Below are 13,043 nucleotides of genomic sequence, written 5' to 3' on the forward strand. Positions count from 1 at the left end.
AGGACCACCGCCGTGCCCCAGGACACGCTCGCGTCGCTGACCACCCTCCGGCTCGGCGGACCAGCTGGGACCGTCCTGACCGTCTCCGACCCCGCCCACTGGCCCGACGCCACCCGCGTGGTCGGCCACAGCAAGGAAAACGACCCTGTCGTCCTGGGGCACGGCAGCAACGTGATCGCGGCGGACGCCGGCCACCCCGGCACCGTCATGGTCATGAACACCCGCGGCATCACCGCACAGAAGCTCGACGACACCACGGTGTCCGTCACCGTCCAGGCCGGCCACCCGCTCACCGACCTCGTCCAGTGGGCCGCCGCCGAGCGACTGGCCGGCATCGAATGCCTCGCCGGAATCCCCGGCACCGTCGGCGCCGCACCGGTCCAGAACGCCGGCGCCTACGGCCAGCAGATCTCCGACACGCTCCACAGCGTCTCGGTCTGGGACTGGAACATGAGCTGCCTGCGGTCCTTCCCAATCCAGGCCTGCCGCCTGCGCTACCGCAACAGCCGCTTCAAGGAGAACCCCGGGCGCTGGACCATCCTCACCGCCACCCTCCACCTGACCCACGCCCCGGCGGCGCCGATCACCTACCGCCCGCTCGCCGACGAACTCGACGTCCCCGTCGGCACCCGACCGACCGTGCCGGAGGTCACCGCAGCCGTACTCGCCAACCGACACCGTCGCGGCCTCCTCCTCGACCCAAGCGGCCCAGACGCCCGCCAGGTCGGTTCGGTCTTCCTCAACCCACGAGTCACCGACGCCCAGGCCACACACTGGTCAGGCCTCGGCTGCCCCGTCCACCGGGACAGCGACGGCCAACTCCGCGCCAGCGCCGGATGGCTGCTGGAGTTCGTCGGCTGCCGCCCCGGCCAGACGATCACCGAAGGCGTGCGCTGCTCGGAACGCCGAACCCTCACAATCACCGCTCACGGCAACGCGACAGCCACGGGATTCGCCAAGGCGCTTGCTGACCTCGCCATCCGGGTAGAAACCGCGACCAGCATCACGCTTCGCCCCGAGCCGACGCACATGGGCTTTTGTACGCGCAGCCCATGACAGGCCCAGCGCATTCGACAGTCGCCGCCAGAGGGTACTGACACCTCAGAGCTCGTCCGCATCACCCTGGTCGTCGTCGTCCAACGTCTCGCCGAACCGCTCCAACGCCCCTGACGGACTACGGTGCGACGGCCGCGACCTACGCCTTCGCACTGAACTACCTGCCCAACATGCCCAAGCAGTTCACGCGACTGAAGGGCGACAGCGGGCCGAACCGCAAGCGCACCTGCGGCGCGCAGAGCACGGTGCCGTTCGCCCAGCTGGACCCGGTCGCGTTCCCGGACGACAGTTGCGACGAGTTCCCCTTCGCCGGGACGTACCAGGGCAGCACGAACGGCGGGCTGTGCGCCGAGATCGTCCCCCAACTCACCAACGGCAACTGGACGTTCCGTGAGACGACCGGACACCCGGTCACGTACAAGGAGTCGTGCGTGCGGGGCCACGTCCCGCTCCCGGTCAACAAGGCGGCCGGCGGGAAGTACGGCAGCTTCGTCCAGACGCAGCGCCTGATCGACACCGAGGCGTTCACCGTCTCCTGGACGACCTGACGTCCACGGGTCCCGGCCCGAACGACACCGTGGCCGCGCCCGGGGGGACAGGCCCCCGGGCGCGGCCGCGGAGCCCCGACAACGAACGGCCCAGCAGAAAGAGGATCGCGACGATGACCACGCAGGACCCCTGGTGGGCGCACGACATCATCGTGTGCCTGACCTTCGCCCGCCGGGGTTCGGCCCTGGGCCGGTACGGGGGTGGGACGGAGGCCGGCCAGGCGGGTAACGCTCATGCCGAAACCGACGCATGGGGGAAGTCCGCTGTCGTACAGGTCGATGACCTGCTGGTAGGTGCGGTGGGCCGGGTGGCGGTCAGCCGCGAACTGGGCGGCGAAGGCGTCGGCCAGTCGGTGGGGGTCGCGTTCGTTGGCGGCGATCTCGGCGAGTTCGAGGCCGTCGGCGTAGAGCCAGATGCGCTGGGCTTGGTGGCCGGTGCCGGCGATCAGGGGTGAGGCCGGGCCGGGGATGTCGGTGATCGCGGTCAGGCCGCGCAGTTGCCGGCGGGCGCTGTGGCGCCACAGGCGCCGGGCGAGGCGGTCGGGGTCGTCGGTGTGCTCGGCGGTGTACGGGGTGCGCTCGGCGGCCAGGGCCCGGACGGCGGTGGCGTCGGTCGAGTCGATGCCGGTGATCTCGTGGAAGGCGTCGTCGAAGCTCTGGTGGGTCAGCGGGGCGGTGAGGCCGGTGGTGGCGGTGACGAGGTCGGCGAGGTAGGTGGTGGCCTGGTTGAGGGTGAGGTCGGCGGCGTACGCCTCCAACATCACGAACTCGACGGTAGGACGGCCGCGTTGGCCCTCGTTGCGGAAACTCGGGCCGATCTCGTAGCAGCGGGCGGTGCCAGCCGCGATGGCGGCGAGCAGGTCGAGTTCGGTGGTGACGCGCAGGTACTGGCGGCGTCCGGCGGCGTACGCCCAGGTGGTGAACGGCCGTGCGGCGCCGCCGAAGTAGCCGTCGGTGAGGACGGGGCTGATCGTCTCGCGGAAGCCGCCCGCGGCGAGGTGCGCGCGCAGCGGGCCGAGGAGCGGGGTGAGGAGGGCGCTGCCAGGTAACGGCGGTGGGACTCCGGGTTCGTGGTACTCCAGGTGGCGGACGAACAGGGTCGGGCGGCCGGTGCGGCTGGTGGAGCAGGTGCCCCGGGCGGTGACGAGGTCGCCGGCGTGCAGGTCGGTGGCGATGGTGGGGTCGAAGGCGAACTGGGCGTCGTGGCGGTCCCAAGCGACGTCGGCGAAGGCGATGTGGCTGTGAGTGCGGACCGCGGTGATGCGCCCGGACAGGGTGAGGACTTGGTCGGGGGCCGGCCAGAGGTCCCAGTCGGCGAGTGGGAGCGGTTCGGGGTGGCGTTTGAGGGTGTGGGTGTGGCTTCGAGGGGCCGGGGCGAGCGGGTCGTCGGGGGCGGTGAGGGTCAGCAGCAGGGTGACCGGGTCGTCGGTGCGGGGGTCGAGGAGCCACGTGGTGCGGCGGATCAGGTCGCGGTGCAGGTGGCCGTCGGTGTCGGGAAGCAGGTGCAGGAGGTGGAGGACCGCGGCGGCACGCAGGGCAGTCAGGCGGCAGGGGATGGTGGCGGTGAGCGCGTGGGTGGCGGCCGCCAGCCGGGCAGGATCGGCGGGACCGTGGGGCCAGGGCGGTCGTCCGGGTTCAGCGGCGGTCGCGAGGGCGTGGTACAGGATGTCGAGCTCGCGCGGGCCCCGGGCGGGCGAGCCGGCGTGGAGGGTGACGGCGGGGTGGGGGCCGTGGCCGAGAAGGCGGGCGATGCCTGCCAGGAGTTCATCGGCGCCGTCGGCGGGGTGGGTGGTGAACAGCACGGCGGCGGCGCCGAGCAGTTCGGTGGGCGCGTCCCACGTCGTGGGTTCGGTGGAGTTGTGCGTGGCGGCGATGGCGTCGGCCAGGGTGGCGAGGCCGGTGGTGGTCATGTCGCCTCCGGTTCGGTGGGGCCGGGGCGCCACCAGGCGACGGGCGGGTCACCAGGGTTGAGTGCGGCGACGAACTTGGCTGCCTCGGTGGTCCCTTGGGCAAGGTCGGAGTCGTAGGGGGTGCCGGCGGCGTGGTGGGCGTCGCGGATGCGCTCCCGGACGGCGGGCGCGATGACTGTGCCCTTGGGGGTGGCGTGCCGGTCGAAGGAGTGGACGGGCTGGAAGAGGAGGAAGGTGGAGTCCGAGCCGTGGGTGGAGCGGGGGGAGGTGTCGGGGTAGCAGGGGGCGAAGACGACGAGGAACCAGCGGATGTCGGCCAGCCGCAGCCACCAACCATCGGCGCCCGCGTGCGCGAGTTCGGCGGCCGGGTCGGCGCCGGTCGCGGCCAGTAGGCCGATGACGGTTCTCCGGACGGTGGTGGCGACGGCTTCGAGGGTGGCTCCGAGACCGGGGTCGGTGAGCTGGAGGACCAGGCCGTCGAGTTCCTCGTCTTCGACGCGGCGCGCGAAGTCGGTCAGGACGGGCCCTGCCTCCAAGCCGGCCTCGTACGGTTCGGCCCCCGGGTGGGCGGGAGCGGCCTCGATGCGGGCCCGGGCGGCGAACGGGCATGCGGATCCGCGCCGGATGGGGGCGAAGGCGCCGTCAGCCACGGGCGGCCACCGCCCAGGCGTCGAGGTGGCTGCGCGAGGGCATCGGGCCATCCGCCCCCTGGTACTTGCCGCTGTACAGCTGGTCGATCTCGCCGAAGGTCTCCCACCAGCTGACCTGCGCCACCGGCATGCCGGGGTACAGGACAATGGGGAGTGTCGCGTACATCTGCAGGGTCGAGCGCCCGTAGAAGCCGAGGTCGATGAGGTCCGCGGTGCAGTGAACGAAGCATCCCAGGCGGGCGAACCCGGACTTGGCGTGCATGATGGGGACGAGCGCGTCGCTGCCGAACCGTTCGACGGTGTGGCCCAAGACGAAGTCGCCGCGTTCGAGGAGGTACCCGGTCGACGGGATCTCGCGGTACTCGACCTCGGGCTCACGCGTCGGGTCGAGGATGTCGTCCAGGTAGACGCCCACGCGGCTGCCCAGCGCCAGATCGTAGCTGTTGGTGGTGCAGCGACGGGGGTTGAACGGGTCGATCTTGATGCGGCCTTGTTCGACCTCCCGAGCGACCTGGGGTCCGGTGAGGATCATGACGGTGCTCCGATCAGCGGCTGGGACTCGCAGGCGTGGTTGAAGCAGGCGTAGGTCGCCGAGGTCGGCCGGATGAGCCCGGTGTTGCACCAGAAGGAAACCTGGCCGGCGACCATGCCGGGGTAGATCCGGATCGGCAGTGCCGCAACGATCTCCAGCGTCCAGCGGTGGCAGGACGTTGTGTGGCCCAGATCGGCCGAGAGCTGGAGGAACAGCCCGCGCCGCCCGTTGCTGCTGCATCCGATCAGCCGCATCGCGAACAGGCTGCTGCCGATCTGCTCCTCGGTGTGCCCGAGGTACATCCGGTGCGGCTCCAGCACGTAGCCCTCGTCCGGCAGCTCCGTCTCCACAAACGTGCCGGTGCGGTCCTGGAAGACCTTCAGCCCGCGGCCCAGGTGGTAGTTGACGGAGTTGGGGTTGACTCCGGCCGGATCGTAGGGGGAGAAGACGATGTCACCTTGGGCGATGAACCGCCGGATGGCTCCACTGGTGAGGATCACCGTTTCGCCTCCCGCTCGACGTACACCGGCAGGAAGGTCGCGGAGCGGATCACCTGCGATGCCTTCCAGGTCACCCCGTCCTCCACGTGAAGCCGACAGCCGCGCCGCAGGACGGAGCGCATCACGGCGGCCGCCTCCATGCGGGCCAGTGCGGCACCGAAGCAGGCGTGCGGGCCGTGGCCGAAGCCGACGTGCGGGTTCGGGCGGCGGCCAGGCCGGAACTCCTGCGGTTCCTCGAACACCTCGGGGTCGCGGTTCGCCGATGCTTGGAGTAGTACAAGCCGTCGGCCCGCCGGCACCGGCACTCCGAAGACCTCGCAGTCCTCGGCAGCCGTCCGGGCGGTGATCAGCGCCGGCCCGTCCAGGCGCAGGACCTCCTCGACGAACCCGGCGATGGACTCCGCCGACCCGGCCGCCGCATCCGCCAGTTCCGGGTGGTCCGCAATCGCGATGAGCAGCGCGCCGATCAGCCCCGTCGTGGTCTCGTGGCCGCCGATCAGCAGGGCGATCAGGTTGGCCACCGCCTCCTCCAGCGTGAGGCGCTTCCCCTGCTCCTCCACCTCGACCAGGGCCGAGACGATGTCGTCGACCGCTCGGGCGCGGCGGTGCCCGATGAGGTCGGTGAAGTAGTCCCATAGGCCGGCCCAGGCGGCGGCGAGCCGCTGCTCCTGGTCGCCGGTGAGAGCGGGTTCGGTGAGCAGGATGACCTCGTTGGACCACCTTTTGACGAGGCCCTGGTCGCTGTCCGGGATGCCCAGCAGCGCGCAGATCGTGTGGACCGGCAGGGGTTCAGCGATACTGCGCACCGCGTCGCCGCCGTCGGCCGCCATGAACCGGGACACGAGCGCGTCCGCCGTCGCTGTGATCTGCGGCTCCAGGGCGGCGATCCGCCGAGGTGCGAATGCCTTGGCCAGCAGGCCCCGCAACCACTGGTGCTCTGGGGCGTCCGCGTAGAGCACCCACGATGTGACCGGTTCGAGTACCGACCGCAGCGCCGGGCTGATCTCGTCCAACAGGCCGGCGGCGGTCGGCGCGCACACGAAGCCCGGGTGCCGAAGTAGGTGGCGAACTTCCCGATGACGTGGGAAGACGAGCCGCCCGCTGCCCAGGTCCGGACAATCGATGGCCCGGGGGCCCTCGGCCAAGGTCGTGAGTGAGGGCTTGCGCTCCGGTCCCGAGGAGAGCGCCGCTAAGACGGTGGCTTGGTCCATGTTGTTGCCTCCCATCTGCCCGAACGTCCGCGAAGGGCCTTCCCGGGCCGTCGCGAGCTGGACGGGCGTAGCACCGGGATGAGGGCCCACAGGCGGCAATCGGGCTGTGGTGTAACGAAGTTCGAGGGGGCTACGGGAGGCGCCTGCCGACCGCAGGGTGGCGCACGGCCCCGTTCCCAACCGTGAACCGATGATGACGCTACGTCAGGCAAACGGCAAGAGGGTCGGAAAGGACACTCTGTCCTTTTCGCCGAACCGGCATATGCGAGATACTGCCTAACCGCTAGCCTGTCCCAGAGAAGGGGAGGTGCTGAAGGTGGCTGTCGAGCCGACACCGCGGCGACGCCGCCTTGCGAGCGAAGTCAGGCTTGCCCGGACCCGACTCGGCTGGAGCGTCGAACAGGCCGCCGCTGCACTCGGGTATGGCTCCGCGTCCACCATCTCGAAGATCGAGAACGGCACGCAGGGGATCAAGCCGCAGCAACTCCCGCACTTTTTCGATGTCCTCCAGATCGCCGACCCCGCCGTCCAGGAAGCCTGGCGCGAGATGGTGCGCAACGCCCGCGACCGTGACTGGCACCAGCGCTACCCCGGCGTCGCAGACGACCCACTCGGCGATTACCTCGCCAACCTGGAGATCGCCAACACCCTGTTCATCTGGTGCCCGGTAGTCGTCCACGGCCTCCTTCAGTGCGACGACTACGAGCGGGCCGTAGTCGTCGCTAGCCGAGCCTGGAAGAGTGGCGAGGACATTGAGCGCTTCATCACGGTACGGCGGAACACCCGCCTCAGCGCGCTGTCCCGCAAGACCCCGCTACGGATCTGGGCAGTACTCACCGAGGCCCAGCTCCGTCAGGAAGTCGGTGGTCGGGCCACAGCTCGCGCTCAAGTCCTTCATCTCATCGAACTGGCCCGCGCCCACCGTGACATCGTCATCCAGGTCGTCCCGCTGTCGCGCGGCGCGCACGCCGGCACGGACGGGCCCTACATGGCCTGGACGTTCCCGACCGGCCATGACTCGGTCACCATCGAGGGCATGAAGACCGCCCTTCACCTCAACGACCCCGCAACCGTCACCGACTACCACACCTGCAGCGATCACCTGAAGACCGATGCCCTGCCGCCGAAGGAATCGCTGGAACTGCTCGCTCGAATCGCCAAGGACCTCTTGTGACCCACGACTTCGCGCCCCACGCTTCCCATGTTGACGCTGACACCATCGTCACCGCTGAGGAGAAGAACCTCCTCGACCCGACGTGGGTCAGGGACCAGTTCGAACGTGCGGAGTGGCTGACGGCCAGCAGCGGTGGAACCAACTGCGTGAAGGTCGCCTTCCTCGACCGTGGACTCGTCGGGTTGGGCGACACCTTGAACCCTGACAAGGACCCTCTCCTCTTCGCGTGGACCGAGTGGAAGGACTTCCTTGAAGGCGCCAGGGCTGGGCGATTCGATCGCACCGCAGCCCCCACCGCCTAGCCGCGGGCCGCCGGCACGTCACACAGCGCCCTCGCAGCTTGAGTCTCACCCGAGACGGTGGAGAACTGCCCTGGCTGTGGTGCGCTCCATCCAAGACGACTCGGAGCGGTTGTTCGACCTCACCCGCCCCGATCAGACCCGTCGCCTTCGCCCGCTAGCGGATCTACGTCCCGGACCTACCCCGGCACCCGCCGGGCGGTCACGTGGCTGCTGTACGTGCCGGCCCAGTCGATCCCGCGCGACGAGTTCGGGCTTCTGCGGCTGGCACTTGGCCGGGGGCAGCTGTCACGAGGTCATGGAGCCCGTCGCCTTCAGGCGACGGGCTCCGGCGCGTATCTGGCCCGGCTCAGGACACTAGGCCGTCCGGCCTTGACGGAGCTGCCGGTCCACAAGAGCAGGAATTGACGCGATCTTCGCCTCGGTGAGGTGGTTCCACAGAATGCCGGACGGGCGAGGTCGAGGCGGGCACGTGATGATCTCGGTAGGCGTGACCACCAGGTCCACGTAGACGTCGTGCTCCGACGTCGGGATGCTGTCCACCAGTTGCAGCTGGTGGACCGTCGTCGCGATGACGGTGCCCGGCCCTACCAGTCCGGCCTCCGCGAGCAGCGCGTACTCCAGGTCGGAGTAGCCGGCGCCCTTGCCGATCCGGGCTCCGGAGCGATCGGCCGCGACACTCCCGAGAACGATCAGGTCGACGGGCCGCATTCCGCCCACGTCGGTCGTCGGTGCGATGGCCGCCGCCGTGCGACGGTTCGCCGCGGCCTCAGCGGGACTCGGCAGTTCAGCCGGATCGAGGACAAAGAAGGGGTGCGGAAGGGCGAGCCGGGGGACCGCCATGTAGACCAGACGCCCCTCCCGCAGGGCTATTGCCCGAACCGGCTCCTGCGCTGTGTCGGGTACCGACTTCACCACCGAGGCGGTACGCCACGCCGGAAGCTGGGCAAGCAGCTCTGCGGCCTCGTGAGAGCCGTGGAAGTCGGGGATGCTGTTGCGGACAGGTCCACGCACGGCCCCTGCGGCATCCAACGCACTCCACACGCGCTCTCGCAACGCGGACTTGTCCGCCTCGATGTTGTTGGACAAGGGGGCTCCTTCTACGGCGCAGCCATCAGGTCGAACAGCCTGTCCTGAACATCCTGCACCTCTTGGGCTGTTCGCCACGGCCTGAGTTCCCTGACTGCGGTGACGACCACGCCGATTCCGCCACCGCTCATGATGGTCTGAAGATCGTCGATGGCCCGGTTGATGGCGAAGACAGCACCGTCGAGCTGGCCTTGCCCGATGGCAGCGCGGGCAAGGTTGCCCAGCACGATCGGCCGGGACTTCGGGCCGATCGAGACGGAGCCGGCCGCAGCTTCCAACCGTCTGCGCGCGGTGCGGTGTTGCCCGAGTTCGAGGTAACACGACCCAGCGAGTCGTTCGACTTGGTCGACGGCGGCAAGGTCGCTGGCGATATCGGTGGCATCGACTGTTTCGAGGGTGCTGATCGCCTCGCCAAGCGCACGGTCGCACTCGCGGCCCTGGCGAAGCATCGCATGGGCCTCGCCAGCGTGCAGCAGCGCGAGACCCGCGAGCGCTGGGCTGATCGGTGCGGCCACCGTGGCGGCGGACTGGGCCAGGGCCAGGCCGGCTTCGGCATCCCGCGTTCCGTACAACTCGACGTACGCCGACCGTAGGAGGGCATGGCCCTGCACAGCCGGGTCGCGTAGGCGCTCACCGATGCGGGCGGCCTGATCGTAGTACGTGCGGGCTGCGGCGGAAGCCCGGCGCTGGCTCGCGTCCCAGACAAGCTTTCCCATCAGGATGGCGGTCTCGGCCTGCAAGGCGAGCACGTCCCGTGTGAGGCGACTGGAGTGGGATTGCTGGGCGAGCTGTTTGAGGTGTGCGAGTTGTTCGCTTCCCTCCGCGAGGAGTTCGGAGCCGGGGACCAGCTCGTAGCGTGCCGACAGAGCGAGGTGTGCCTCGCGTAGTTCAAGGACCGTGGTCAGATCGGCGATTGTCGGCGCGCTCGGCACCTGACTGTGCTCCACGGTTGCCGACGGACCGTCGAAGAAGACACTCAAGTCAGTGACCTTGATCTTGAGCGCTCGGGCGAGTGGCGGGTACCTCCATGGCCTGGGCTTGTCGTGCCCACGCTCCCACCTGCGCACGGTAGAGAGACTCACGGTCAACAGTTCGGCCAGCTGCTCCTGCGTAAGGCCGGCAGCTCTCCGCCATCGGACAAGCTGTCGTTGCTCCATAAATCCCCCGAAGATCCACGCCGAACAACAGTGCAGGCCACGGGCCACTTTGAACCCTAAGGGAACCATATTCGCACCAAATCCGGCCTGGTGATCGGAAGTTGATGGTGATTCCGTAGGTAGTGCATCGGGCGCGTCGTGTCTTCGACGCGAGGTCCGTTGACCCACGACCCGCAGCCTCTTCGCCCGCTGGGAGCGATGTACATGGTGGCCGTCGAACACCCGACCGTACGCCGCTGGAAGGGGCGCTACAGGGCGGATACGGACCTGGTCCCCATGGTGCGTCACAACGTGCGGACGGAGCTGGGGAAGTGGGGATGGGACGTGAACGGCGAGCGCGTCGGCGATGTACTGCTCATCCTCACGGAGTTGGTGTCGAACGCCATCCGGCACGGCAGCAGCCCGGGTGACTCCGTTGTGGTGCAGCTTGACGAGAGCGGCGGCACCTGCCGGGTCGAGGTCGAGGATTCCCGGCCCGACCGGCTGCTCCCCGGGGCCTTAACCGCCTGTGGAGAGCACGGCCGGGGACTGATCCTCGTCGACCGCCTGGCGCTCGCCGTGGGAGTGGTGACTACGGCGACGACGAAGAAGGTATGGGCGAGCGTTCTTGCCGACGACACGGGAGCCACGCGGTGAAATTCAGCAAACTTGCCCAGTTGTTCGGTCGGCGGCCTGCGCCCGGCAGTCGGCGCAGGGCTGAAATGCCTCGTCCGCGACCCTACGCGCCGCCGGCCCGCCACGTGACCGGCCAGGACGTGTTCGTTCGGGAGCGCCCTTGGACGCCGCCTGCGCCGTTTTGGTGCACGGTCACCGCCTACTACCGATCCGGTCAGCCGATGCGGATCTGGAGCGGCGGCGCGCACGGCGTCCGGCTGGCGGTCAAGCTACTGCGCCAGCGCGTCGAAGCGCTTACGGGCGAACTCGATCTCCCCGCAGACAGCACGCCGGGGCTGTGGTTGCGCAGCCCGGCCGCCGAGGCCAGGGCCTACGACGACCTCGCTGCGGGCCGGTCCCACGCCATCACCCTCAACCACGGTGGCGTCGTCTATATCGTGGCTGCCGCCGAGACCGTCGGCGCCGAGGCGGGGCCGTCGATCAACGACCCGCAGCCTGATCTCGGCCTGACGGGAGAGCTCCGTGTTCTACACGCGACGCGGCCGACTCCGAGTGGCCGCACCGGACTTCAACCTCGGCGCGACCTGGCTCGCCTCCGCCAACCGGGAGCCGGAAGCGGCCATCGACCGATGGCGGGCAGGCCAGCTCGCCGACATCGAAACCGGCGAGCTGTTCAACGTCCTGCGCGTCAACGGAGAACAACTCGGCATGGCCGTCTTGAAGGGCCTGCGCCTGGCCGACAGGCCGGTCGGCCCGGTGCTGCACAACCGGACCGGCCAGTGCGTCGAGTTCCTGGTCACGATCCGGGCCGCCGTGCAGTGGAGCATGTCGAGCACCGAGCTGATCGGCCGGCCCGCGGACGGTGATCCACCCGACACGGTCGCGATGCCAGCGCCCGGCATGCAGCGGTTCTCCGGGAGGAGCTGGCTTGTGCTCCCGGACGGCGAGCGCAGGCCGACCGACCTGGGCGACCTGGCCGTGGCCCTGCGGCACGCCCGCGACCTGCTACGGCGCACCGACCAATGAACTCCCGTCGCGGCCGAAGGCGGCTCTGAGGCCGCGACGGGCACCCGGCCCGGACGTTCATCCCCCCTTGAACGGCCGGACCGGGGCGGATCGGCTGTCCCCGCAACCGATCCGCACTGACCGTTCCCGGGCTGGGCGCACGCACCGGCGGGCGCGTTGCACCCCCTGGGGACGGTCGGCTCCGATCTCCACAAGACCAACCACGAAGCCCTGCGGCACCCCGCAGACCGGAAGGAACCACGATGCGATCCAGCTCCCGCGGGCCGACGACGAAGACGGCCGACCCGCCCGGGCTCGAGGACGGAACCGGCTGGACGGGCCGGGCCCCGGAGATCCTGCGCTCCTACTACCTGGGCGCGACCGTTGCCGAACTGTGCGAGTGGTACGGGATCCCCGACAGAGAGGCCTTCGACCGGCTCCGGCTACTCCACAACGCGCCCGTGCGCCCGCCGCATCGGTCGCGGCCCGCCTCCACGCAGCCGGAGCGGGCCGAGACCCGACCGAGCGCCCAGGCCCGGGAGATGACCGACGAACGGCTCGTCCTGCTGTTGTGCGACCAGCTCTACGACATGGAACAGCGGGTCCTCACCTCCTTGATGGGCCCCATCCTGCCCGTCGTCTGACATCCCTCCAGTTCCCTTCGTCCGCAGACCCGTTCCCGAGGACCGTGCGATGACCGACAACGACCGGGCGCGCCTTTCGGCGCGTGCCCCCGAGCGCCGGCTTCCCGTGGTGCAGGAGCCCCGGGTCCGCCTGTGCGGGCACTACGCCGACCTCACGGAAGAAGAACGCGAGGTGACGGCGCTGCTGGCCGCGGATCTGAACGTCGTGCAGATCATCGAGCACACCGGTGCGTCCGACTACGCCGTCCGGACCCACATCGGCACGCTGGGACAGAAGCTCGGGGCGACCACGCTGCCGCAGATCACCGACATCGCGTGCCGGACGGGACTGCTGGTCCCGCCCCGGGGCGTGCTGAAGACGGCGATCTCCGTCACCGCGCTCGCCTCGTTCCAGGCTCTGGCACACGGCGGCACCCGAGAGTGGATCGCCCGCCGCAAGAAGATCTCGCAGAACACGGTCGCCAACCACTTGGCGGCCATCCGCGCCCGGATGCGTACCGCGTGGAACCCGGCGGCGGTCTACCAGGCCCACGGGGTGGTGCCCGCAGTCCTGGACGCCACCACCCCGCCCTGCCCGTTCTGCGCTGCCGGCGGCGCATCGTGAGCCACACCCTGCCGCGTGTGGCGCGGCTGATGGTTGATGGCCGCCGGCG

General features: G+C 69.7%; 14 protein-coding genes and 1 pseudogene. 7 read left to right on the forward strand and 8 right to left on the reverse strand.

What is annotated here, in order from left to right:
- Nucleotides 1-12: 12 nt before the first annotated feature.
- Nucleotides 13-1,056 carry a UDP-N-acetylmuramate dehydrogenase gene (locus OG556_RS35350; RefSeq protein WP_331743512.1) on the forward strand — a complete coding sequence of 348 codons (1,044 nt, stop codon included), beginning with the start codon at nucleotides 13-15 and terminating at the stop codon, nucleotides 1,054-1,056.
- 157 nt (nucleotides 1,057-1,213) lie between these two features.
- Here OG556_RS35350 and OG556_RS35355 read toward each other — a convergent pair whose 3' ends face one another.
- The 5 genes from OG556_RS35355 to OG556_RS35375 are packed head-to-tail and all read right to left on the reverse strand — an operon-like array spanning nucleotide 1,214 to nucleotide 6,422.
- Entirely contained in the window at nucleotides 1,214-3,514 is a 2,301-nt protein-coding gene (locus OG556_RS35355) for an amino acid--tRNA ligase-related protein (protein WP_331743515.1), read from the reverse strand.
- The gene (locus OG556_RS35360) at nucleotides 3,511-4,164 is read right to left on the reverse strand and encodes a hypothetical protein (RefSeq protein WP_331743518.1); all 654 of its coding nucleotides are present in this window, start codon (nucleotides 4,162-4,164) and stop codon (nucleotides 3,511-3,513) included. Before OG556_RS35360 ends, OG556_RS35355 begins: the two co-directional genes overlap by 4 nt.
- On the reverse strand, nucleotides 4,157-4,696 hold the full coding sequence (gene dcd, locus OG556_RS35365) for a dCTP deaminase (RefSeq protein WP_331743521.1): 540 nt from the start codon (nucleotides 4,694-4,696) through the stop codon (nucleotides 4,157-4,159). The genes OG556_RS35360 and dcd overlap by 8 nt, the downstream gene beginning before the upstream one ends.
- Nucleotides 4,693-5,196, reverse strand: coding sequence for a deoxycytidine deaminase (locus OG556_RS35370; protein WP_331743524.1), 504 nt, complete (start codon nucleotides 5,194-5,196; stop codon nucleotides 4,693-4,695). Before OG556_RS35370 ends, dcd begins: the two co-directional genes overlap by 4 nt.
- A complete protein-coding gene (locus OG556_RS35375; protein ID WP_371523084.1) occupies nucleotides 5,193-6,422 on the reverse strand; it encodes a cytochrome P450 in 1,230 nt (409 codons plus the stop codon). Before OG556_RS35375 ends, OG556_RS35370 begins: the two co-directional genes overlap by 4 nt.
- Nucleotides 6,423-6,714: 292 nt before the next feature.
- Between OG556_RS35375 and OG556_RS35380 the strand changes: the two genes are divergently transcribed.
- Both OG556_RS35380 and OG556_RS35385 read left to right on the forward strand, forming a co-directional pair.
- Nucleotides 6,715-7,581 (forward strand): helix-turn-helix domain-containing protein, encoded by an 867-nt coding sequence (locus tag OG556_RS35380; protein WP_371517690.1) that lies wholly within the window; start codon nucleotides 6,715-6,717, stop codon nucleotides 7,579-7,581.
- Nucleotides 7,578-7,883, forward strand: coding sequence for a DUF397 domain-containing protein (locus tag OG556_RS35385; protein ID WP_331743531.1), 306 nt, complete (start codon nucleotides 7,578-7,580; stop codon nucleotides 7,881-7,883). Before OG556_RS35380 ends, OG556_RS35385 begins: the two co-directional genes overlap by 4 nt.
- A 354-nt stretch (nucleotides 7,884-8,237) precedes the next feature.
- Here the strand turns inward: OG556_RS35385 and OG556_RS35390 are convergent, their stop codons facing one another.
- The 3 genes and pseudogenes from OG556_RS35390 to OG556_RS35400 all read right to left on the reverse strand — a co-directional run.
- Nucleotides 8,238-8,969 carry a 5-formyltetrahydrofolate cyclo-ligase gene (locus OG556_RS35390; RefSeq protein WP_331743534.1) on the reverse strand — a complete coding sequence of 244 codons (732 nt, stop codon included), beginning with the start codon at nucleotides 8,967-8,969 and terminating at the stop codon, nucleotides 8,238-8,240.
- Nucleotides 8,970-8,980: 11 nt separating this feature from the next.
- On the reverse strand, nucleotides 8,981-9,949 hold the full coding sequence (locus OG556_RS35395) for a transcriptional regulator (RefSeq protein ID WP_331743536.1): 969 nt from the start codon (nucleotides 9,947-9,949) through the stop codon (nucleotides 8,981-8,983).
- A 12-nt stretch (nucleotides 9,950-9,961) separates the two neighbouring features.
- Nucleotides 9,962-10,195: pseudogene (locus OG556_RS35400) on the reverse strand (helix-turn-helix domain-containing protein); the annotation flags it as partial.
- Between the two features lie 135 nt (nucleotides 10,196-10,330).
- Between OG556_RS35400 and OG556_RS35405 the strand changes: the two are divergent.
- The 4 genes from OG556_RS35405 to OG556_RS35420 all read left to right on the forward strand — a co-directional run bounded on the left by OG556_RS35405 (nucleotide 10,331) and on the right by OG556_RS35420 (nucleotide 12,994).
- Nucleotides 10,331-10,762, forward strand: a complete 432-nt coding sequence (locus tag OG556_RS35405; protein ID WP_331743539.1) for an ATP-binding protein — start codon at nucleotides 10,331-10,333, stop codon at nucleotides 10,760-10,762.
- A 501-nt stretch (nucleotides 10,763-11,263) separates the two neighbouring features.
- Nucleotides 11,264-11,767 (forward strand): hypothetical protein, encoded by a 504-nt coding sequence (locus tag OG556_RS35410; RefSeq protein ID WP_331743542.1) that lies wholly within the window; start codon nucleotides 11,264-11,266, stop codon nucleotides 11,765-11,767.
- A 242-nt stretch (nucleotides 11,768-12,009) separates the two neighbouring features.
- Entirely contained in the window at nucleotides 12,010-12,390 is a 381-nt protein-coding gene (locus tag OG556_RS35415) for a hypothetical protein (protein WP_331743545.1), read from the forward strand.
- Between the two features lie 49 nt (nucleotides 12,391-12,439).
- Nucleotides 12,440-12,994, forward strand: a complete 555-nt coding sequence (locus tag OG556_RS35420; RefSeq protein WP_331743548.1) for a LuxR C-terminal-related transcriptional regulator — start codon at nucleotides 12,440-12,442, stop codon at nucleotides 12,992-12,994.
- The last annotated feature ends 49 nt before the right edge of the window (nucleotides 12,995-13,043 follow it).

It is taken from the genome of Kitasatospora sp. NBC_01300, assembly GCF_041435235.1.
GTDB lineage: Bacteria > Actinomycetota > Actinomycetes > Streptomycetales > Streptomycetaceae > Kitasatospora.